The sequence below is a fragment of the Enterococcus sp. AZ170 genome, from assembly GCF_050545135.1.
Classification (GTDB): Bacteria; Bacillota; Bacilli; order Lactobacillales; family Enterococcaceae; genus Enterococcus_L; species Enterococcus_L ureilyticus.
The window spans coordinates 520,020-542,808 of record NZ_CP172947.1; the positions used below are offsets into that span (position 1 = coordinate 520,020).

21 protein-coding genes and 1 riboswitch are annotated in these 22,789 nt (G+C 36.3%); of the genes, 17 read left to right on the forward strand and 4 right to left on the reverse strand.

All coding sequences use genetic code 11. The annotated features are described in order from the left end of the window. Positions 1–36: 36 nt before the first annotated feature. Both IGJ55_RS02560 and IGJ55_RS02565 read left to right on the forward strand, forming a co-directional pair. Positions 37–558, forward strand: a complete 522-nt coding sequence (locus IGJ55_RS02560) for a GrpB family protein (protein ID WP_430607251.1) — start codon at positions 37–39, stop codon at positions 556–558. A gap of 23 nt (positions 559–581) precedes the next feature. Next, a complete protein-coding gene (locus IGJ55_RS02565) occupies positions 582–1,016 on the forward strand; it encodes a GNAT family N-acetyltransferase (RefSeq protein WP_207120278.1) in 435 nt (144 codons plus the stop codon). Between the two features lie 74 nt (positions 1,017–1,090). Here IGJ55_RS02565 and IGJ55_RS02570 read toward each other — a convergent pair whose 3' ends face one another. Together IGJ55_RS02570 and IGJ55_RS02575 are read right to left on the reverse strand one after the other, a co-directional pair. After that, positions 1,091–1,666, reverse strand: a complete 576-nt coding sequence (locus IGJ55_RS02570) for an NAD(P)H-dependent oxidoreductase (RefSeq protein ID WP_069638846.1) — start codon at positions 1,664–1,666, stop codon at positions 1,091–1,093. Positions 1,667–1,684: 18 nt separating this feature from the next. Then, on the reverse strand, positions 1,685–2,125 hold the full coding sequence (locus IGJ55_RS02575) for a MerR family transcriptional regulator (protein ID WP_069638847.1): 441 nt from the start codon (positions 2,123–2,125) through the stop codon (positions 1,685–1,687). 449 nt (positions 2,126–2,574) lie between these two features. Here IGJ55_RS02575 and IGJ55_RS02580 point away from each other — a divergent pair, with 449 nt between their 5' ends. Further along, the gene (locus IGJ55_RS02580; RefSeq protein ID WP_069638848.1) at positions 2,575–3,006 is read left to right on the forward strand and encodes a hypothetical protein; all 432 of its coding nucleotides are present in this window, start codon (positions 2,575–2,577) and stop codon (positions 3,004–3,006) included. A gap of 152 nt (positions 3,007–3,158) precedes the next feature. On the opposite strand, the gene IGJ55_RS02585 is transcribed toward IGJ55_RS02580, so the two are convergent. Continuing rightward, positions 3,159–3,497: a hypothetical protein gene (locus IGJ55_RS02585; protein WP_207120277.1), complete on the reverse strand. Its 339-nt coding sequence runs from the start codon at positions 3,495–3,497 to the stop codon at positions 3,159–3,161. Between the two features lie 338 nt (positions 3,498–3,835). Here IGJ55_RS02585 and IGJ55_RS02590 point away from each other — a divergent pair, with 338 nt between their 5' ends. The 12 genes from IGJ55_RS02590 to IGJ55_RS02645 all read left to right on the forward strand — a co-directional run bounded on the left by IGJ55_RS02590 (position 3,836) and on the right by IGJ55_RS02645 (position 18,306). Next, complete coding sequence (locus IGJ55_RS02590; protein ID WP_069638850.1) at positions 3,836–4,528, forward strand: winged helix-turn-helix domain-containing protein; 693 nt, start codon at positions 3,836–3,838, stop codon at positions 4,526–4,528. Between the two features lie 338 nt (positions 4,529–4,866). Continuing rightward, a complete protein-coding gene (locus tag IGJ55_RS02595; RefSeq protein ID WP_207120276.1) occupies positions 4,867–8,223 on the forward strand; it encodes an isopeptide-forming domain-containing fimbrial protein in 3,357 nt (1,118 codons plus the stop codon). A gap of 22 nt (positions 8,224–8,245) precedes the next feature. Then, positions 8,246–8,596: an LPXTG cell wall anchor domain-containing protein gene (locus IGJ55_RS02600; protein ID WP_069638852.1), complete on the forward strand. Its 351-nt coding sequence runs from the start codon at positions 8,246–8,248 to the stop codon at positions 8,594–8,596. Continuing rightward, a complete protein-coding gene (locus IGJ55_RS02605; RefSeq protein WP_069638853.1) occupies positions 8,593–9,402 on the forward strand; it encodes a WxL domain-containing protein in 810 nt (269 codons plus the stop codon). The genes IGJ55_RS02600 and IGJ55_RS02605 overlap by 4 nt, the downstream gene beginning before the upstream one ends. Positions 9,403–9,451: 49 nt before the next feature. Next, positions 9,452–10,237 carry a WxL domain-containing protein gene (locus IGJ55_RS02610; RefSeq protein ID WP_069638854.1) on the forward strand — a complete coding sequence of 262 codons (786 nt, stop codon included), beginning with the start codon at positions 9,452–9,454 and terminating at the stop codon, positions 10,235–10,237. A gap of 116 nt (positions 10,238–10,353) precedes the next feature. Continuing rightward, on the forward strand, positions 10,354–11,424 hold the full coding sequence (locus tag IGJ55_RS02615) for a DUF916 and DUF3324 domain-containing protein (RefSeq protein WP_069638855.1): 1,071 nt from the start codon (positions 10,354–10,356) through the stop codon (positions 11,422–11,424). Between the two features lie 49 nt (positions 11,425–11,473). Then, positions 11,474–12,136, forward strand: coding sequence for a hypothetical protein (locus tag IGJ55_RS02620; RefSeq protein ID WP_069638856.1), 663 nt, complete (start codon positions 11,474–11,476; stop codon positions 12,134–12,136). A 12-nt stretch (positions 12,137–12,148) separates the two neighbouring features. Then, positions 12,149–12,850 carry a signal peptidase I gene (lepB, locus tag IGJ55_RS02625; RefSeq protein WP_429950089.1) on the forward strand — a complete coding sequence of 234 codons (702 nt, stop codon included), beginning with the start codon at positions 12,149–12,151 and terminating at the stop codon, positions 12,848–12,850. 150 nt (positions 12,851–13,000) lie between these two features. Then, a riboswitch (SMK box riboswitch) is annotated at positions 13,001–13,140 on the forward strand. Then, complete coding sequence (metK, locus tag IGJ55_RS02630) at positions 13,138–14,325, forward strand: methionine adenosyltransferase (protein ID WP_069638857.1); 1,188 nt, start codon at positions 13,138–13,140, stop codon at positions 14,323–14,325. Its footprint overlaps the riboswitch before it by 3 nt. Positions 14,326–15,022: 697 nt before the next feature. Further along, entirely contained in the window at positions 15,023–16,483 is a 1,461-nt protein-coding gene (locus IGJ55_RS02635; RefSeq protein ID WP_069638858.1) for an MDR family MFS transporter, read from the forward strand. 150 nt (positions 16,484–16,633) lie between these two features. After that, positions 16,634–17,266, forward strand: coding sequence for a LysE family translocator (locus IGJ55_RS02640; RefSeq protein WP_069638859.1), 633 nt, complete (start codon positions 16,634–16,636; stop codon positions 17,264–17,266). Between the two features lie 251 nt (positions 17,267–17,517). Further along, positions 17,518–18,306 (forward strand): alpha/beta hydrolase, encoded by a 789-nt coding sequence (locus tag IGJ55_RS02645; protein WP_069638860.1) that lies wholly within the window; start codon positions 17,518–17,520, stop codon positions 18,304–18,306. A 53-nt stretch (positions 18,307–18,359) separates the two neighbouring features. Here the strand turns inward: IGJ55_RS02645 and IGJ55_RS02650 are convergent, their stop codons facing one another. Further along, positions 18,360–19,007, reverse strand: coding sequence for a TetR family transcriptional regulator (locus tag IGJ55_RS02650; protein ID WP_069638861.1), 648 nt, complete (start codon positions 19,005–19,007; stop codon positions 18,360–18,362). Between the two features lie 218 nt (positions 19,008–19,225). Between IGJ55_RS02650 and IGJ55_RS02655 the strand changes: the two genes are divergently transcribed. Then, positions 19,226–20,947 (forward strand): ABC transporter ATP-binding protein, encoded by a 1,722-nt coding sequence (locus IGJ55_RS02655; RefSeq protein WP_430607252.1) that lies wholly within the window; start codon positions 19,226–19,228, stop codon positions 20,945–20,947. Beyond that, entirely contained in the window at positions 20,940–22,709 is a 1,770-nt protein-coding gene (locus IGJ55_RS02660; RefSeq protein WP_069638863.1) for an ABC transporter ATP-binding protein, read from the forward strand. Before IGJ55_RS02655 ends, IGJ55_RS02660 begins: the two co-directional genes overlap by 8 nt. The last annotated feature ends 80 nt before the right edge of the window (positions 22,710–22,789 follow it).

Sequence of the window (22,789 nt, forward strand, 5' to 3'; positions counted from 1 at the left end):
CAATGAATTGAAAGAAAAGAAATGAGTGTGTGATAGATGACAAGAAAGATAGAAGTCATAGCCCCACAAAAAAGATGGTCAGAACAATTTGAACAAGAACAAGACCGACTAGAAAAGGTATTCAACAAACAAATACTAGCAATTCATCACATTGGTAGTACAGCTATCAAAAATAGTAAGGCAAAATCTGTGATCGATATGCTAATGGTGGTAAAAGATATTCAAGTGATTGACAGCTATAATCAAGAGATGATAAAAATTGATTATGAATGTCTAGAGGAAAATGGTATTCTTGGTCGGCGTTTTTTTAGCAAAGGCGGAGATAATAGAAGTCACCATCTCCACGTTTTTCAAGAAGAGCATCCAGAAATTCAGCGACATTTACTGTTTAGAGATTTTATGAATAGTCATTCAGAGGAAGTTTTGGCATATAGCCAATTGAAGCTAGAACTAGCTCAAAAATTTCCTTATGATATTGAATCATATGTTGCTGGGAAAGATGCTTTTATCAAAAAAATTGATCAAAAAGCAAAAAGTTGGTATGGTAAAATGAAGTAAACATAAGGAGTCCAAATAATTATATGAATAATCGGCGAGTAACAGAAAATGATTATCAGAAGCTTGTAGAAGTTTGGGAAAGAGCTGTTAAGAAAACGCATGATTTTTTACAAGTAAACGATTTTCAAACGATAAAAGCGGAGTTACCAACTTATTTTCCTCATCTAGAGATGAATATTTGGCTAATAGAGGAAAGAATAATCGGTTTTTCTGGTATGGATGGAGATAAACTAGAAATGCTATTTTTAGAGCCAAACGATATTGGAAAAGGCTACGGCAAAAAAATCGTAGCAACATTAATTAAAAAAAATCAGCTTCGATTAATAGATGTTAATGAACAAAATCAGTCTGCGAGAATATTTTATCAAAAAATGGGATTTGAAGAATACGCTAGAAGTGAGATAGACAATGCAGGCAGACCTTATCCAATTCTACATCTACAGAAGAACTGTATTTAAAAAAGTCAAGTAAGGTCCTCTGATAGCTGTAAGAGCTATTAGAGGACCTTAGTTTGCGTTGTATAGTATAAAAATTAAGCGGTTAGTTTGGAACTTCGTGTGAACAGCTTGTTTAAAAAAACTTGACGTTGTTTTTCATTTGAATTTTTTAAAGAAGAGAATGAAAAATGCTTGACCTTTTTGATGCCGGACATACGTAGGACTTGTTTTTTTAGTACGGTACCATAATCTTGTTGGAATAGCGTTTTATACACTTTAGGCGCATCTTCAGTTGTTATGATCCAAGCAGATTTGCCAGTTAAGAGACCAATTGGGAAAAGACCTTTGTAACTATAAGCAAACCCTTTACTAAAGACTTTATCAATAAAACCTTTTAAAATAGCGGGCATACCGCCCCACCAAATTGGAAAAATAAAGACAATATGATCTGCCCAGGAAATCTGTTCCCGATATACGGCTGTTTCTTTATCAAATTGCATGTCTCTTCTTCTTTTTGACTTATTAAAAACTAATACAGGATCAAAATTTTCCTTATAAAGATCAATCGTTTTAACGGTATTTTGTTGCTCAATTCCTTGTTGAATCGTATTTAAAATAGCATGAGTGTAGCCAGTGGTATTAGGGTAAGCATAGATAATCAATATATTCATTAGTATTACCTCCATAGTTTAGTTGTGTAAATCAAAGAAAATCGTATCTGCAAATTCTGCTATTTCTCTTTTCATTTGATCATAGTTCGTTTTGCATTCTTCATACGTTTCTGGAATGGGGAGAGATTGTATTGAATGAATAATCATTTGATAATGTTGAATCGTTGTTTCTAGAGTACGAACTTTATTTGCTAAGAATTCTCGACTACGATTATTACAATCTAGTGAAACAGGATGATCAAATAAATTCAGTAATTCTTTCATCTCTTTTAAAGAAAAATGAGCATATTTCATGACAGAGATGTATTTTAATCGTGCCAAGTCTTTTTGGTCATATAGTCGATAGTTATTTACACCTCTTTGAGGATCGATTAGTTGTTCTTTTTCATAATAACGAATTGTATCTTCACTCAAATGCGTTTTTTGAGCAATTTCTTTAATAGTCCATTTTTTTGTCATCTTGATCCCTCCAAAATCATATTAACATTGGAGCATGCTCCAATGTCAACAGCTAAAATATTTTTTCAAGTCTCTGCTCTAGTTATGTTGAGCATTATTGTGTTAGAGGTACTTAATAATGTGTATAATAGAATTAAAGCTAACCTAACTATTTCTATTCCATAAAAATAGAATTACGTTTTATTTATTTTTGTAAAGTTAATTAAATATTTTTGGTACAAAAATTTTATGATAATTATAACGAGAAAAAATAGCTCTAATTCCCTGTGAACACTAGGGAGTGGGGACTTTTTTTATTTTAAAGTAGAAAAAAAATAGACATACGAATGAAAAAAATGACAAAAAAATTCGATTTTATTAGCATATTACTTGATATAAAAGATTGAGAGATACTATAATGGAAGTAAGTCAGCGGTTTTAGCTGCTTAGTTATGGGAGGAGAGAGCATTATGTTTAGTTATACAGATATGATTTTGTCAGTAATGCAACGAGTTGAAGTCTACAATGAGATTTTTAATGCCATTTCTAAGGAAGTACAAGAGAACAGCTGTAATCAAGCCATTAACAGAAGAGGAAAAGATACGTATGTATTTTGCCGGAGCAATGTTAATCGGTTCCTTGTGGAAGAAGCTAACTTTAGAAAAAATTTAGGTTTTTATGGTGAAAAAGAAGCAACCAAAATTTTATTGGAAGGCTTAGATACCTATAAAGAAGGTATCTACTTTTGGCTAGAAGCATTAAATGATAAATGTGAAGTAATTGATGAAATCAAATATAAGCGTGGCTTACATAGTACAGAAAGCTCGTTTAGATTGATCAATCAAGCGTGTAAAGAAGCTTGTGGTGGAATTCAAAGTGCACATAGTGTTCATAAAATGTAAATACGCTATCAGCAAGATGTAACAAAGATACGATGAGTCAATAATGTATGTTAAAAACATTAGTTGAAATAAGTAACAACTCTATTCGATTTTATTCATATTGTAATTTTCATTTTATTTATTCAAAATTCTCAAAATACCAAGGCAATGATTCATGTTGCCTTGGTATTTTTTTTAATTGCACAAACAAATTTATCAATCAAAGCGTCCAATGCTTTATCTAAGGTTTGAGCATTATCAGTATTTCTATTTAAGAATAAAGGTGGACAAGTGTGCATATCGATTAATTTTGTTGCAACTACCTGATAGTCTTCTAAAAAGACGGTAATCTGAGGATGAACAATCGTTTCACCACAAGAACCAGCAATGAGATAAGCTAATTCTATCTCGTTTTCATTTAGCTTGCGTAATCGATAATAACCATCTTTAATAAATTTCTTTTCTTCATTAAATAGAACAAACAAGCTATTAATTTGTGTACTTCTGTCCATAGCAATTCTCCTTTTTTATTAGTGTATCATACATTAAAAAAGTGTTATAAAATATTTTTTCCTTCAATTGACATCTAATGCAAATACTAGATTACTTAATAAAAAACGATATGAAATTCACATAATTCTCAAATATTTGTATTATTTATTAAAAACGTGATAAATAAAACATTGGAATTATGTAGACTTAGTAAATGAAATGAATTAAACTTATTTTAGTTTGATATATATATTAAATAAATATCTATATTATATCTTAATAGAGATGTATAGGAGATGAAAAACAGCTTTTTTAGGGATGAGCTGTTTGATTAACTAAAATATAAAGGGGACACCACATGTATAATATAGGATTTGTTTTGCTTGATGATGATACAAATGAGCAAAAATACATAGACTCACTAAATAGTGCTCAATTACATGTACATCCGATTAATAAAAATGAAGTTATTGAAACAAACGAAAATTATAATGGCATAGTGATTAATGAATACCATATACAAAATATTGGGTTGATTTGCGAGTTAATTTTATCATTAAAGAAAAAGACTGATATTTTTATTTGGGTGATTTCAAAGCGAGAGAATAAAATGAATCATATTGTGTACTTGCAACTAGGTGCGGATGGAATCATCGATCCTGAGACCGACACAGAAGAATCGAAATTACTGATGATAAATACCTTTAATCGATATAGTAGGATGTCTCTAAATGATTCGGAGCAGATAAGTAAATCAGAAGGGAATACAGAACTTCAATTACGCCCATGTAATTTTAGCGTCTTAATGAATGGCGAAGAGATTAGTTTGACTAAATTGGAATTTAAAACAATCGAATTTTTACAAACACAAAAAGGTGTAGCTGTTTCCTATGAAGAAATCTATAAAAACGTTTGGGAAAATGACGGAAACGACAAACAATATCGAGTCTCAAATCTGATTTTCCATCTAAGACAAAAAATTGAAAAAGATGCAGCACATCCTAATTATATCAAAACAGTTCGTTCAAAAGGATATAAGCTGACGCTATAAGCAATCACGTTAATTATAATAAAACAAATAGTCATGGCGGTTGATCTATTAGGAGACGAAAGACAATGACGGTGACAAAAAAACAAGTAAAAATGTTTTCTCTTTTTCAAGCCGATTGTTGAGCATAAACAAAATAGAGAAAATCAGTGCATGTTTGCCAACATCCGCTTAGAGAACTGCCATTCTCAAAGGATTTGTAAACAAAAATTCAGCACTAATTTCCCCCTGCATTGTGAATGTATCAAAAAACGAAACAATTGGCAAGGAAAATAGAAATAGATTGTGCATCTTTTTAAGACAGATGTGTAAAAAATTGTTAAGGGAGGAGTTGAGAAGATATGAAAATCGGAAAAAAGTCTTATTTTATTGGACTAGTTATTTTTCTGTTCAGTATTTTAGCGGTTATTTTATTTAATAACTCTAACAAAATTGAAGCAGCTGAGGAACCTTTGATAGGAAACGTGGATTCTTCCACTCTATTAAAAACCGAAGAAGATTTGCATAATCAAGAAACGATCACTGTTCCTCAAATGGAAGCTTACATGGATGGAACTAATTATCAACCAGCTCAGACCAAAATTGAGAATAAAATCACTGGAAGCATGACAAATGAGCAGTATCAAACGCAATATGCTGATTTGAATGCTCAGCAAAATCAAGCATGGAATACTCAATACAATTTCCGACCTGATACCAATGCGGTCCATGTAGGAACTTGGGCTGAGTTTAGAGCAGCTTTTGAGAATAATCAAGTCTCAAAGATCATCCTTGATGCAGATATTTATTATGGCTCTGCTATTGCTATCTCTAGAGCAGAATCAATTGAAATAGATGGTCAAGGGCATCTCCTTGAGATGCGAAATGGTTCCATCAATGTTGATGATCTAAATTCTTTGGCAAGTTTTGGCAAAGCCTTTTCTGACGTGCCAGTATTCCACATGCATGATATTCAAATTGCGAATAATACTGGGTATGGAGCGCTAGAGGGGAATCTTGGAACTGCGTGGTCATTTGTTAATGGTAAAGGACAATGGGGAACTGGCGGTTCAACCGGCTCAAATAGAAGATTATGGCGTTACAGAATTGGGAATGTTTATACTCCTTATGACACTAGTAAAAAAAGTGATAACCAACGTGTGGGTGGCCGCTTAATCAGTGCTCCTCGTGCTGAAATTAGCATGTATGGATACAATGTCATCGTAACAGGTGCTGAAAATTTCTATACCGGTGGAATGACATTTGAGCCTAGTACCTTTTATAAAGGCACAAACGCTGAGTATGATTATTCAGTTGTTTGGTTCATGGATAATACTGGTAAAAATGGGGACACTGATTCAACAGGGACCAGGAAATTTGATATTGGAGAAGGCAGTTTTGTGTATTTAAATTATACTGCTAATGGCACCAATTATCCTGCAGTGTATAACTTTTTCGATGAGCTAAGAGTCGGGAAAAATGCAACTTATAATGCGAACATGCCAGGATCAGCTGCCTATTTTAATGTGGACGATGCAAGCTTTATAGCGGAAGAAGGTTCAACAGTCAATTTACTTTCTCGTGCTGGCAGTCGAGCTACTGTTCAATCTGGTGCAGTGAATGCTACAAATGCTGGTTCACAAGCAAACCCTAAAAACACTAAATATGAATTTAAGCCTAAATCAAATGTGTTCATTGTTGGGAATAATAATGGTGGAGTTCTTGCATATAACTCAACAAATGGAGGCAATCAGTTCATATTTGATAGTCCAGAGTCATTTGACATTCGTAATTCGTTTAATAGTACAACGACAACCAATGCCTTTTTGGGAGATACAACGTCGAATAGAGGAACCAACAGTTTCACTATAAAAAATTCTGATATATCTATTTGGAATAATCAAGTAGACATTGATGGTGCGCCAACCTATGATTATTCGAATGTGACAGACTTCACTGTAACAAATTCATCTGCAAATGGAGGAGTGACAAGCTCCGATCCGGATCTTCAAAGTCAATATCTTCGTCCAAATTATAAACGTATCTCAGGAATGAATAGTATACCTGAACTAACTTGGACACCCGTAACTGATGCGGATTTCGACCAACAATCACGTATTTTAATAGGATATACAGCAGTTGGTGGTAGTGACCCGTTTGATGAGGATGGTAATGCAAAAACAAAGCCAGTTTATGCAGATAGTATTCGTAAAGCCTATGTCGACTATATAGATACTTTAGGCAACACTTTTACTGGAACTAGTACCGATGATAACTATGTACATTGGAAAAAGGCAGATCATACGATACCAGGATTTCAACTTGCCGAGCAAAATATGTTTGGAACACCATATCGTGCATCCTTTGTTAATAATGTCCTGACCCCTTATAGAACAGGGGAAAAGACACCTACAACAGTAATTGATGTCACGCCACCTGAACCAGCAGTTGTTACAGGGGATAAAGTGACAAATGGGATGAAACAACTAATCGGTAAAGATGCTGAACCAAAAGCTAAAATCTATGTTGATATCAACGGTACACGTCAATCAGCAGTCGGAACAGTGAATGAAGATGGTACGTGGGCCTATAACTTACCTCGTTACTTAAATACTGGTGAGACTGTCCAAATCTTCCTAGAAGACAATGCTGGCAAGATCACAGAAGTTTTAGATCCAGCAGCACCATCGACCAACAGTGATAATGGAAATATCAATCCGGCTACTGAAATGAAATACCGCGATGCCACGTTTAAAGCGGCAACAAAGTATACAGTCGAAGATGCATTACCAGATAAACCACTTATGGAAAAAACAGTTGTTTCTTCTGGCGGACAAACAACCCAAGTTGGGGACGTGTTGACGTATACGTTAACTGCTAAGAATAATAAAGCAGCAACATTTACTACAAATTGGGCAAAAGTTGTGATTACGGATACACTTCCTGCTGGTTTAGACTTTGATCCAGCAACAGCAGATATCAAAATTAATGATGTTACAGCTGTAAGTCCAGCTGATTATACGTATGATTCTGATTCCCGTGTATTAACAGTCAATGTTGGAGATTTAGCAACAGGAGCAACAGCTAAGGTGACATTTAAAGCAACAGTTGCTGCCAAAGCTGTCGGAACGATCATTACGAATGAAGCTGAAGCAATCGGTGATTCTCCAAGAGAAACTCCCTTTGTCGAAGGTCCAAATGATCCAAACGCTAAACATGAAACCTATTCAGCGAAATCACTTGCTGTAGATAATCCTGGCGGCACAGTTTTTGGTGTCTTAGAACTAGCGTCTGCGCCAACGGAAATTGATTTTGGTAGTGTGAAATATCAAGGAAAGAAAACCCGCCTAAATACTGCTGAACATCATGGTGCTGATCTTATTGTTAAAGATAGCCGGGCGAATAAAAAAGGCTGGTCATTAACAGCTAAAATGACGACTCCAATGACAAGCACAACGCCAGATGCTCCTGTCTATACACTAGATGGAGCAGTGAAGTACGTTTACAAAAATCGTGAAATCACGTTAAATGGCGGTGCACAAGATATCATGGTGCAGGATGCTGTTACTGGCGGATCAATCGAAGGCGCGACCTATAACATTAGTGATACATGGTCTGAGTCTGGTGACGGATTCAAATTTGAGGTTTCTGCCCAAGATGTGAAAGCACTTGGTTCTTATCAAGGAGAAATTCTTTGGGAATTGGGCGATGCTCCATAACAGTAAAGGAGATTCTTAATCTATGAGAAAAAAAATCAATATTTTAGTCTTCTCCTTTACTTTGCTATTAACGTTAGTAATCAGTTATCCTTTGACTGCTGCGGCTAATAACAATGGAGGAGAAGTGCAAACAGATGGTGTGATTCGTTTTTATGAAGATAGTTCTTCAACGGAGCCGCCAACAAGCACACAACCATCAAGTAGCACGTTAACAAGCTCAGCCCAAGTTGCTAAACCTGTTGGACGTTATCCGAGCACTGGTGAAATGGTAAAAACAAGTCTTGTATTTACCGGAGCAGCCTTGGTTATTATCGGATTACTTCTGTTTTTCTGGAAACGCAAGAAGGAGAAAGAAGGGCGGGATAACACATGAGAAGATTGAAAAAAACAATTAAATTTCTCGTTATGCCAATTGCTGTGATTTCTTTATTAGTGCTTATCAGTGATACTGCATTCGCAGAAACAGACGCAATGAGCGGACCTGGCAAAATCGAATTTTCAGGTGAATATCCGCAAGACATCGTTGATCCAGAAAAACCGGGTGAAATTGTCGACCCAGGAGAAACACCCCAACTTAAAGGGGATTTGAGAATCGACTTTGTTCCAAAACTAGATTTTTACCAGAATAAAATTTCCGATAAAGATGAGACGTACTACGGAAATGCACAAAATTTCTTTGGTGCAACCAAGCCTAGAGGAAACTTTGTTCAAGTCACTGACTTGAGACAAAAGCCGACTGGTTGGACGTTACAATTGCGTCAGGAAATGCAATTTACCAACAAAGATACAGAACACAGCGAAATCAACGGGGCAATGTTATCACTAGATAAATCCTGGGTAAGTTCTACTCGAGATGCTAGCGGCGCGCCCCAACTCTCAAAAGAGATCATTAATATAGACAATGTCGGTGCTTCGTATAACTTAGCACAAGCAAATGCTGGGCAAGGTGCAGGGACCTGGACGATTTCCTTTGGTGCATCTGAAGAAAATCAGGATAACCAAAAAAACACACTGGAACCTAGACTAGATCATACTGGTCAAGCAGTTTTAGATCCAGTATTTGATAATAAACCTGTCTACTTGAATAAAGCTGTTTCACTATCGATTCCGGGCACAACGATCGTTGATCCGGTACCTTACACTACGGTGTTAACTTGGATATTAGCCGAGTTGCCATAAATAGAAACAACAACACACACTAACACACACAAACTAGGAGGAAACACACATGAAAACAAAAACATTATGTTCAGTAGCATTATTAACTTTAGTAGGAGTAAGCTTAGCGGCACCAGCTGCAGCTAACGCTGAAGCAAAATCATTACCATCAAACGGTAAAATCAAATTTACTGAAGACAACGATCCTAAAGATGTTGTTGATCCAGAAGATCCAGAAAAACCAATTGTAGATCCTAAAGAACCAATCATCGTTAACCCAGATCGTGGTTCATTCAGTATCGATGCTGTAACTGAATTAAACTTCGGTGAAGATAAAGTGAAAGCTTTCGCTTCAAATCCAGAATACTTTGCTGCAGCAATTCCAGTAACAACTGGCACTGGTGAGGATGCCCCACAGGTTACTCGTGGGAACTTCGTACAATTTACAGACGTACGTGGTGTTGCAAATCATAAATACAAAGTAAGCGCACAATTATCTAAACAATTTGAAGCCAATGGTAATGCTGGAACGTTCTTGAAATCAGCTACGATCGATTACTCAAATGCAGCAATCACATCTGCTGACCCAGCAGCACAATGGCCAGCAACAACTGTTGCCGGATTCCAATTAGCAGCAAATGCAGCTGGAACAGGTGCTGGTGATTCAGTAGTAGTGTTAGATAACAAAGAAGCGTCTAAAGGAATCGGAACTTACACAATTGAATTTGGTCAATATGGCGACGGAAAAGCAGATACAACTGCTGAATCTGTTAAATTAACTGTACCAAACACAAACGTTTTACTAGCTGATGAATACACAGCTGAAATCACTTGGACAATCGCTGAAGTATTATAATTTAAACTGAATAAGTAGGTTAAATTATATCGCATACTTTAAGTAGTTATGTTCAAATAAATGGCGAGACAGAAATAATTATTTCTGTCTCAGCCTTTTTAAAGAGAGGGATAGCGATGAAAAAAAAGCATCTATTATTTTTAGTAGTGACATTTATGATAACAATGCTTATGCCAATCAAGACATATGCAGAAGAAAACAGCGGTGGTAACGCAACTGGTTTTACATATGAAACAATTAAACCTGACAATCAGAAGAGTCAAGACACTGGCTACTTTGATTTAAGGATGACACCTGGGCAAAAACAAACTGTAAAAATCAAACTGAAAAACTTGGCTTCAGAAGAAGCAGAAATTTCAGTGAAATTAAACGGTGCTAAGACAAACGCCAACGGAGTTATTGAATATGGTCCGACAACGATTAAAAAAGACAATTCATTAAAATACGATTTTGAAAGTATCGTTAAAGCTCCTGAAACAGTTAAATTGCCAGCCAATGGCGAAAAGGATGTCGACATAGAAATTACGATGCCAGAAGCTTCATTTGATGGAGTGATTTCAGGCGGAATCCAACTGCAAAAAATTGAAAAAGAAGAAGCGGCAAAACCGAAGAAAACGGGCGTTATCAATAAATATGCTTATGTCATTGGGATGTTGCTTTCTGAAACAGACAAAGAAATTCAACCAAACTTAGAACTAAATAAAGTTTATGCAGAATTGAATAATTTTCGAAATACATTTTTTGTGAATTTTTCTAATGTACAACCTGCTTATTTAGAAAATATGACAACACAAGTTCAAATCATGAAGGACGGCAGCGATGAAGTTTTATATGAAACAAAGCGTTCGGGTATGAGAATGGCGCCTAACTCATTGATCAATTTCCCTGTAAGCATGGAAGGTGACCGTATGGTTCCTGGCGACTATCGTGCTAAAATTTTAGTGACGTCTGGTGATAAGAAGTGGGAATGGGACGAAAAATTTAAGGTAACAGATGAAGAAGCAGATAAATTCAATAATCAAGATGCCGGGTTAGAAGACGTTCAAACGTTCAACTGGCAGTTGATTGCAGGAATTGTTGGTGGGGTACTAGTCTTAGCAATCATCATCTTCTTCGTAATCAGAGCAGTGAATAAAAAGAAGCAAACTAAGAAAAAAAAGGCTAGAAAAAAGAAATCCAAAAAGTAATAACTAGTTTAAAAAACTAGCGACATTTTTAAATGAAGGAGGTAAACAAATGACTATATTAGATTGGTTTTTTATTGTTTCTTTGTCCATAGCCAGTGTAGGATTATTATTTGCAGGGACCTCCTTTTATCTGATGATTCAAACTAAAAAAGCTTTAAACAAAGTAAAAAGAACAAAAGTCAAAAAGAAAAAAAAGAAACAAAAAAGACGGAAAATCAGAGAACTAACGAAAAAAAGCAAAAAGCAGCGAACGTTTGGAATCGTACTTAGTATTCTATTTTTACTGTCAACGTTAAGCGCAGGTTATTCATTGTATTATCAATCCATGCATTTAAGCCAAAAAGATTCTAAAGCTGTCATTCAAGGCTATTACCTAGTAGACAATATCGAAAAAGAGCTACAAGCAGCAAAAACGACAGATAATGATGTTAAAGCAGGAAAAAATATTAAATTATTAGCAGGGCAGCTTTCGAGTTATGGTATTTATAAAGCAACGATCAGAAATACCGAACAAGGGCAAAAAGCGTTGAATAAGTACTATAAGTCAATGAAAGAATTAGGAATAAACTTATCCTCTCAAACAGATGGTTTTTTCAAGGATGAGACGCTCTTAAATGAGTTCGAAGCAGACGTTGCAGCAGTTAAGAAAAATCAAGAAGCAGTTGTCAGCTACTTTAAAATCAATGAAAAAGCGTTGGTAAATAAAAAATAACCTGGTGATTTGATGAAAAAAGCAACTCATAAAAATAGAACGAAACGAAAGCCCAAAAAACAGATTACCCAAACAACATCGAATGTTAAAAAAGCAGTCAAAAGAAAAGTTCCCACCAATTCAAAGAAACCGACTAAAAAGCGTAAGAAGAAATTAAATAAGAAAAAGAGCAGAAAAATGAAGCTTCTTTTTTTTGAAATAGGGTTAACTATACTTCTGACAACTGGCGTGGTCTATCTATTATCTCTATTTACCTTTTCTCTTACAAAAGTTGAAGGTTATTCTATGAGTGACACTTTGGAAGATAAAGATGTAGTTGTTATCAATAAACTCACGGATATCAAGCGTTTTGATCTTGTCTATATGCGAGTTCCTAACTCTAAAGATAAATCAATTCGAAGGATTATCGGTCGTCCTGGAGAAAATGTATATTATAAAAATGGACAGTTGTATATTAACGAAGTGGAAAAAGACGAGCGTTTTATTGCTGACTACAAAAATCAATTTGAAAAAGATGGTATGATGTTTACCGAAGATTTTACATTAAAGAATTTGACAGGAAAGCCTACGATACCTAAAGGAAAGTATTTAGTTTTAGGCGATAATCGACCCTATGCAACGGATAGTCGTTATTATCAGCTAGTGGATGAAAAAGACATCATTGGGACTGTGGAAATGAGAGTATTACCGTTACATAAGTTACAGAAATTTTAATGAAATATTGAAAAAACACCACGATTTTATGGATTCTTAGGTGTTTTTATTTTATAAATCAATTGCTTATCTATCCAATAATAAAACAAAAATGTTTTGCTTAGAAAGTATAAAAAGTAAGTTTTTTCCTTGGAAATCTGTTATACTAGTAAGCGTTACAAGTTCCCGAAAGGATTTGTTGTAAAATAGTAGGCTTTTCGATGAACTATTCATTTTGGATATGACCGAGTGGTGCTACATTTTGACAAAGATGCCTTGTAACCGAATATAAATAGGGGGAATACATTATGACAGAGAGACATTTATTTACATCAGAATCTGTTTCTGAAGGACATCCGGACAAAGTTGCCGATCAAGTGAGTGACGCAATTCTGGATGCGATTTTAGAACAGGATCCGTTGGCCCGTGTGGCCTGTGAAACAAGTGTAACAACAGGTTTGGTTTTAGTTTTTGGAGAGATTTCTACTACAGCTTATGTCGATATCCAAAAAGTTGTGCGACAAACATTGAAAGATATTGGCTATACACGAGCTAAATATGGGTTTGATGGGGATACAGTCGCAGTTCTTGTTGCAATCGATGAGCAATCACCAGATATTGCACAAGGTGTGGATGATGCACTAGAAACACGTGGTGAAAAAGACACTAAAGATGACATTGGTGCTGGAGACCAAGGCTTGATGTTTGGGTTTGCAGTTGATGAAACACCAGAACTAATGCCGTTACCGATTTCTTTAAGTCATAAACTTGTTCGCCGTTTGACACAACTTCGTAAAGAGGAAAAACTTCCTTATCTACGTCCGGATGCAAAATCACAAGTGACTGTAGAATATGATGAAAATGGCAAACCGCAACGTGTCGACACAGTCGTGATCAGCACACAACATGATGAAGAAGCAACGCTGGAACAAATTCAAAAAGACGTGAAAGCCCTCGTCATTGATGAAGTGATCCCAGCCGAATTACTAGATGAAGAAACAAAATATTTTATAAATCCAACAGGCCGTTTTGTCATTGGCGGACCGCAAGGAGATGCCGGTTTAACTGGGCGTAAAATCATCGTAGATACTTATGGTGGCTATGCCCGTCATGGTGGCGGTGCCTTTTCTGGAAAAGATGCGACAAAAGTCGATCGCTCTGCAAGTTATGCGGCACGATACATTGCAAAAAACATCGTTGCAGCGGGCTTAGCTGAAAAAGTCGAAGTCCAATTAGCTTATGCAATTGGCGTAGCACAACCTGTCTCAATTTCCATCAATACTTTTGGAACAAGTGAAGTATCTGAAAGTAAATTGATTGCAGCGGTTAGAGAAAACTTTGACCTGCGTCCAGCAGGAATTATAGAAATGCTTGACTTATGTCGTCCAATTTACAAACAGACGGCAGCATATGGTCATTTTGGTCGTACAGACATTGAACTACCTTGGGAGCAGACAGATAAAGTCGAAGCAATCAAGAAAAGCTTGATGGAGTAAACGAGGCGGCGCTACTAATGAAATATTAGTGGCGCCGTTTTGCTGCGAATCACTGCGACTGCTGCGCAGAGCAGATGATGAGCAGTACTTGGCGAACGAAGAGAGCGAAGTAACCTATAAAAAAGAAACGCCAAGCATCATCAAGCCAAAGTAGACCGCCAAAAACATCAAGTACACTGTAGAGTACTATCCAAGCAGCAGAGCAGATGATGAGCAGTACTTGGCGAACGAAGAGAGCGAAGTAACCTATAAAAAAAAAACGCCAAGCATCATCAAGCCAAAGTAGACCGCCAAAAACATCAAGTACACTGTAGAGTACTATCCAAGCAGCAGAGCAGATGATGAGCAGTACTTGGCGAACGAAGAGAGCGAAGTAACCTATAAAAAAGAAATACCAAGCATCATCAAACCAAAGTAGACCGTCAAAAACATCAAGTACACTGTAGAGTACTATCCAAGCAGCAGAGCAGATGATGAGCAGTACTTGGCGACCAAAGTAATCTAACTAGTGAATCACCAAACGTTGCAATCATGAAAAACAAAGAGCAGCCATTTACAAAATTTATCATGAAATAAATTACAATAAACTTAAAATTTCTACTATTCAATGTAAAGTCTCACAACACTACCAACAAAACTCTGTAAATGAATTTATGCGTAACTTTACTTAACTAAACTATCAAAAGGACGGAGATACATGGAAAGAAAAACAAACGTCAAACTTGTAACAATCAGTGTTTTCGTTGCAACGTTTATGACAGCAATCGAAGGAACAATCGTTTCAACAGCCATGCCCACGATTGTAGGATCACTACATGGAATGGAAATCATGAACTGGGTATTTTCTATTTATCTATTAACAAATGCCATGCTAACACCGATTTACGGAAAATTAGCCGATAAAATCGGACGTAAACCAATTTTTATGATTGGAATTATTATTTTTATTATTGGTTCTTCTCTGTGTGGATTGGCTCAAAATATGATCACATTGATTATTGCTCGGGCGATTCAAGGGATTGGTGCAGGAGCCATCATGCCCGTTGCGTTAACGATTTTAGCAGATATTTATTCAATTGATAAACGTGCAAAAATGTTAGGATTGAACAGTGCTGCTTGGGGGATTGCTAGTATTTTTGGCCCACTTGCGGGTGGCTTTATTGTAGATACAGTTGGCTGGCATTGGATATTCTTCATCAATGTACCGATTGGGCTTGTCTTGATGGGGTTGATTGCTTACTTTTTAGTGGAGCCGAAAAGAGAACAAACTAAGGTGCCAATGGATATTTTAGGCAGTATTCAGCTGATGCTGGTCTTATTAACACTATTATTAGGATTCCAATTAATTGGTGATGGCGGCTTTAGCTTAAAAGTATTCTTGTGCTTAGGGGCATCTGTTTTATTTTTTATTGGCTTTATTTTTGTGGAAAAAAGAGCAAAAGATCCAGTAATTGATTTAATGCTGTTTAAAAATTCTACTTTTGTGATTGTCAATATCGTAGCTGCTTTGATCAGTGGCTTTTTGATGGGCGTAGAAGTTTATATTCCAATGTGGATGCAAGGGGTCCTAGGAAAAAGCGCCGGAATCGGTGGACTTGTCTTAGCGCCGATGTCTATTTTATGGATGGTTGGTTCTTTTATCGCAAGTAACTTGATGGAGAAACATTCGACTAAAAAAGTGTTGACGATCGGCTTGAGTATTACTTTGTTGGGTGGTATTTTCTTAGTCTTAGTTCCAGCCTCAATTTCCTTTGTTTGGTTCTTTGCCATTTCCTCTGTTTTAGGTGTCGGCTTTGGGATCACGATCACAACTACTACGGTTACGGCACAAAGTAGTGTAGATCCATCGGAAATGGGTGTAGCAACATCGTTCAACACATTAGCCAGAACGATTGGACAGACGTTGATGGTTTCTATATTTGGTGTGATCATCAATGCTGTCACAACGTCAGAATTAGCGAAAAGTTCACTACAGGTTGATCCTGATGTGATGAATCAGCTAGTTAATCCACATACAGCAAATACGATTCCACAAGATCTATTAACGCCGTTACGCGGGATGCTGTATTCAGGACTGCATAATGTTTATTTAGTCGGAATCGGTCTGATTCTTGCGGCGATTATCTTAAATGGTGTTGTGAAAAAGAAAGTTTCTTAATGCCTTAGATGTCTATTTTTAGGCAAGGGTTTTTGGCAGAAAAACGATTTTCAAATTTGGAGTGTGAAATAAAGCGATGCTCGTTTTATTTCACACTCTTTTTCTAAGAGTAATAGTTTGCTATACTGAAGAAAAAGGAGTGCGACGGAAATGGGAATTATTAATTATGGCACGTTTATTGTTTCTGCGATTGTCTTAAATTTGATCCCTGGATCAGATACGATTTTCATATTGAGCAAATCAACATTAGGGAGTAAAAGACAAGGCGTTATTTCCGTTTTGGGGATTTCATCAGGTATTTTAGCGCATACTTTTTTAGCTGCCTTAGGCTTGTCAGCCATTTTAGCTACATCAACCTTGGTTTTTAATAGCATTAAATTGTTAGGGGCGACGTATTTGATTTATTTAGGGATTACGACTTTTCTAAGAAAAGAGGCGTTAACAACTGAAAGAGCTGAATTGACCGTTAATGATTGGCAAATATATAAGCAAGGCTTACTTACGAATCTTTTAAATCCGAAAGTCGCCTTATTTTTCTTATCATTGCTTCCACAATATGTTGATACACAGTCTCAAGCTGGTTCATTGCCATTTTTTATATTAGGAATTACCTTTGTTTGTACGAGCACAATTTGGAGTTTAGGGATTGCCTATGGTTCTTCTTTTTTTGTCGGTCTATTTAAGAAGAATGAGCGGACTAAAAAAATGACCAATAAAATTGCAGGCTGTATTTATATTGGACTGGGGTTAAATTTACTTAGAGCAACAGCTAAAACTAGCTAGAAGAATAAAACGTGTAGTTTTCTTTATAAAAACGACGTAAATAATGCATTTTTTTGACATGAAAAGTTCATATTCATTTTGTATTATAGAAACATACCAAGAGAAAACAACTTAGGCAAAAACATTTTTCATTTTCAACTCCTCCTCCGCTCGTTCTTTTATGAAGAACGAGTTTTTTATTTGTACATTTAGTCAAAAAACAATGAATTTAATGCTACAATAATAAAAAATAGAAAAAGAGGGATGCTTAGATGGCTTTTTTGCAAGCAAATATTTATTCAAATGTTTTAGAAATGGAAGTGTCACTGAATGTAATTTTACCGCAAAAAACAGAAAAAAAGATTGGTACAACAACCAAAGGAAATCTTACTGACGTCCCAGTAATGTATCTACTTCATGGCATGGGCGGCAACCATAGCGTTTGGGAACGCCGTACATCAATAGAACGATATGTAACAAACTTAGGGCTGGCTGTGATTATGCCGTCTACAGATCTAGGGTGGTATACAGATACCCGTTATGGAATGAACTACTGGACATTTATTTCTGAAGAATTACCTACTATTTGCCATGAATTATTCCCACAATTAACAACTAAAAGAGAGAAAACATTCGCTGTGGGACTCTCAATGGGTGGTTATGGTGCCTTGAAACTTGGGCTGGCTAAACCAGAGAAATTTGGAGCCGTAGCTTCTTTATCTGGTTCTGTGAATTTGGCCGAAAGAGTGGATGATCTTTTGGCGATTAGGGGAAAAAATTTTTGGGAAGGTATTTTTGGTCCGCTTGAGCATATTCAAGGCTCAAACAACGATCCGATGTATTTACTAGAGCAGTTAGTAGCAGAAGGTAAAAAAGCTCCAGCTATTTTTCTGTGCTGTGGAGAAGAGGATTTTCTCTTACAGGGAAATAAAACTATGGCAAAAGCATTGTCTGCTCAGAAGATTGATCATACATTTGAAACAGGTCCAGGTAGTCATAGCTGGGACTTTTGGGATATGTGGATTCAACGAGTTTTAGAATGGTTACCGCTAGAAAAATAAGTCGAAAAAGCTTGAACAGGTATAGTTGTTCAAGCTTTTTCTCTATCAATTTTTTAAATAAGAGAATCTAGCCCATTTAAAAAGACACGCAATGTTTTCATGAAAAAATCTTTTTGCTTTTCTTTTTGCCGATACTGAATACTCTTGCTGATATTGTCCAATTCATGCTCTTGAACGGATTGTTTCATTAGAATGATTTGTGTTTTCAAATAGTCATCCCCAGCCATCACTTTATTATAGAGCTTTTTTTCTTCATTAGAGTCCATCAACATACCAAACAATAAATGCTGTAAAGAGGTGATGGTCATATAACTTAGCTCAATGGAAAAACCTGCTTCATTGAGGATGCCAAGAATTGCATCAAGATTTTTCAAACGAGAGGAGTAGGAAGGGATCGTTTGAATTTCGATTTCAATAGCGCAAGGATATTGCTGATAGAGCTCATAATAATTTTCCATATAAGCATAAATCGTTTCTTTCCAATTGTCTTTAGGTGTAGGTGAAATAAAATGATTCTCTATTTCTTCTGCCATACGTTGAAGTAAAGCTTGTTTATTTTCTATATGCCAGTAAATAGCAGGTGCCTGAACACCGAGTTTTTTCGCCACTTTGCGCATAGATAATTTTTCAAGTTCAGGCGTTTCTTTTAATAGTTCAAATGCGGCTTGAACGATCGTTTCTTTTGATAATTTTGGTTCCAAATTTTCTCATCCTTTTATTTCAAAAATAGAAGCGAACTGCTTGAATTTCAGTTCTAAAAATGGTAAATTGTTATGCAGCCTTATTTTACAGCGTTAAGTTTGTGAATTTTATTGAAGGCAATCGTGTCTTGCTTCTATCACATCATAACATTAATTGATCGTTGAAAGTTGCACAATGAATCAAATTAGGCTAGTTTTACAAAGGAAGTTGGGATTATATGAGTATTATTATGAAGCATGTCAAAAAGTACAAGCTGGAAGTCACCATAGCATTGTTTACGGTTGTTATCATGGTCATGTCGGCATTATGGCAGCCTAAATTATTACAAAAAGTATTAGAAGCAATTATTAAAGATGATAAGAGTCAAATGAAAGAACTAGGCTTGTATTTGATTGGGATTGCCGGACTTGGATTGATTGCAGGGGTTTTTAATACAATTTATTCTGCCAAAGTAGCACAAGGTGTGAGTGCAGACATTCGTGAGGCAACCTTTCGTAAGATCCAAACCTTTTCATTTGGAAATATTGAAGAATTTTCAGCAGGGAATTTGGTTGTCCGTTTGACCAATGATGTAACTCAAATTCAAAATGTTATCATGATCGCACTACAGTCGCTATTTAGGATTCCGATTCTTTTTATCGGTAGTTTCATTTTAGCGATGATGACCTTACCTCAATTATGGTGGGTGATCGTATTATTAGTGGTTGCAGTGTTTATTATTACAGTTTTATCCTTTTCACAGATGGGCAAACACTTTATGATCATCCAAACCTTGATTGATAAAGTGAATGGCTTAGCCAAAGAAAACCTTCTAGGAATTCGTGTAGTAAAATCATTCGTGCAGGAAAAAAATGAGTTGAACCGTTTCAGCAAGGTCAGTGATGAACTGACAAAACATAACCTAATTGTAGGGACTTTGTTTTCAGTGATGATTCCATCGTTTATGCTAGCTGCAAATTTAGCAGTCGTAGGCTCAATTTTTCTTGTGGGAAACTTAGTGAAAGATGATCCAACTTTAGTCGGTAGTATCGCATCATTTATGAGTTATTTGATGCAAATTATGATGGCGATCATTATCGGCGGAATGATGATGATGATGACTTCACGTGCGGCAGTTTCGATCAAGCGTATCAAAGAAGTCATGGACACTGTTCCAGCACTTAGCTACAAAGAGGTTCCTGAACAAGACTTGGATGGTAGTGTGGTGTTTGATCACGTTAGTTTCCGTTATCCAGGAGATGATACCGATACACTGAAAGACCTCTCGTTTTCAATCAAGCCTGGTGAAATGATCGGGATCGTAGGGGCAACTGGGGCAGGTAAATCAACCTTGGCACAATTGATTCCTCGATTATTTGATCCATCACAAGGAACTGTGAAGGTCGGCGGTGTTGATTTAAAAGAGGTCAATGAGCATAGTTTACGTAAGATGGTTTCATTTGTTCTACAAAAAGCGATTCTTTTTTCCGGAACGATTTCGCAAAATTTGCGTCAAGGGAAAAAAGATGCTAGTGAATCGGATATGAGTCGGGCAACTGAAATTGCGCAGGCCAAAGAATTTATCGAAAAATTAGCCTTACAATATGAAGCGCCAGTAGCGGAGCGAAGCAACAACTTTTCTGGAGGACAAAAACAACGTTTATCTATTTCTAGAGGCGTGATCGGTGATCCTAAAATCTTGATTTTAGATGATAGTACAAGTGCGTTAGATGCTCGTTCAGAGCGTTTAGTTAGAGAAGCGTTGGATAAAGATTTGAAAGATACAACAACAATCGTGATTGCTCAGAAGATTTCTTCAGTCGTTCACGCAGACCGTATTTTAGTTTTGGATAAGGGACAATTAGTAGGCGCGGGGACGCATGACGAATTAGCAAAAACGAACCCGACCTACCAAGAAATCTACGAAACTCAAAAGGGAAAGGATGAAGATAATGACTGATTTAATAAGAGCGAGTAAATTCTTTTTTCATTATTTAAAACGCTATAAACTTTCCTTCTTCTTTATTTTTGTGACGATTATTATTGCAACTTATCTCCAAGTAAAAGCACCACAGTTTGTGGGAGAAGCCATCCAAGAGTTGGCTAATTATGTTAATGCATTGATGAAAGGAACGGATGATAAAAGTAAGTTTATTGATATTGTCTGGAAACTATTGATCTTTTACGTACTAACAAGTGCAGCGAACTTTATCTATAGTATTTTATTTACACAAGTTGTTGGGAAGTCGACGAATCGAATGCGTATTGGTTTATTCAATAAGCTAGAAAAATTGACGATTCGTTTCTTTGATTCTCATCAAGATGGTGAGATTTTAAGTCGTTTTACAAGTGACTTGGATAATATTCAAAATAGCCTGAATCAAGCATTGCTTCAAGTGTTGACGAATGCTGCATTATTTGTGGGCATCTTGATCATGATGTTCCAACAAAATGTTCAATTAGCTTGGGCAACAATTGCTTCAACACCTGTTGCGTTAGTGATTGCAATCGTTGTTATTAGTAAAGCACGTAAATACGTCGACATCCAGCAAGATGAAGTTGGAAAGCTGAATGGCTATATGGATGAAAAAATCAGCGGTCAACGCATGATCATCACCAATGGCCTGCAAGAAGAAACAATTGACGGTTTTCTTGAACAGAATGAAACGGTGCGTAAAGCAACGTTCAAAGGACAAGTGTATTCAGGTCTGTTATTTCCAATGATGCAAGGAATGTCTCTTGTGAATACAGCAATCGTGATTTTCTTTGGCGGTTGGCTAGCATTGAATGGCGATCTAGAGAAGAGTGTTGCGTTAGGCTTAGTTGTTACCTTTGTTCAGTATTCACAACAATATTACCAACCATTGATGCAAATTTCATCTGGTTACAGCATGATCCAACTTGCGATCACTGGTGCTCGTCGTCTGAATGAAATGTTTGATGAACCAGACGAAATCAATCCAAATGATGGAAAAGAAATCGATGGGATCAAAGAGTCAGTGACACTGCAGCATGTTGACTTTGGCTATGATTCTGAAGTACCAATCTTAAAAGATGTTTCGATCGATGTAAAAAAAGGCGAAATGGTCGCTTTAGTTGGTCCGACAGGCTCAGGGAAAACGACAATTATGAATTTATTGAATCGTTTTTATGATGTAAATAATGGCTCTGTGACATTTGATGGAACAGATATCCGTGAAATTGAATTAAGCAGTCTACGTTCTCATGTGGGAATTGTGTTGCAGGATTCTGTGTTATTTTCTGGTACGATTCGAGCAAACATAGCGTTTGGTAAACCAGAAGCGACAGAAAAAGAAATTATTGAAGCCGCAAAACAAGCCAATATTCACGAGTTTATCTTAGAACAAGAAAATGGGTATGATACAGAAATTACTGAAGAAAACAACATTTTCAGTACAGGGCAAAAACAATTAATCAGTATTGCCCGTACAATCATCACAAATCCATCATTGTTGATCCTAGATGAAGCAACAAGTAATGTAGATACTGTAACAGAAGCGAAAATTCAAAAAGCAATGGATGAAGCAATCAAAGGCAGAACAAGCTTTGTGATCGCTCACCGCTTAAAAACAATTCTAAATGCAGACCGGATCGTAGTCTTAAGAAATGGTGAAGTAATCGAAGAAGGAAACCATCATGAACTCTTGAAACAAGATGGGTTTTATGCAGAACTTTATCATAATCAGTTTGTATTTGAATAATAGTAGAGGTTGGGACAGGAGTGTTTAATCCCGAGAAATAAGAAGGAATTCACGAAAATTGCTCTTCAAATTTTTGTGAA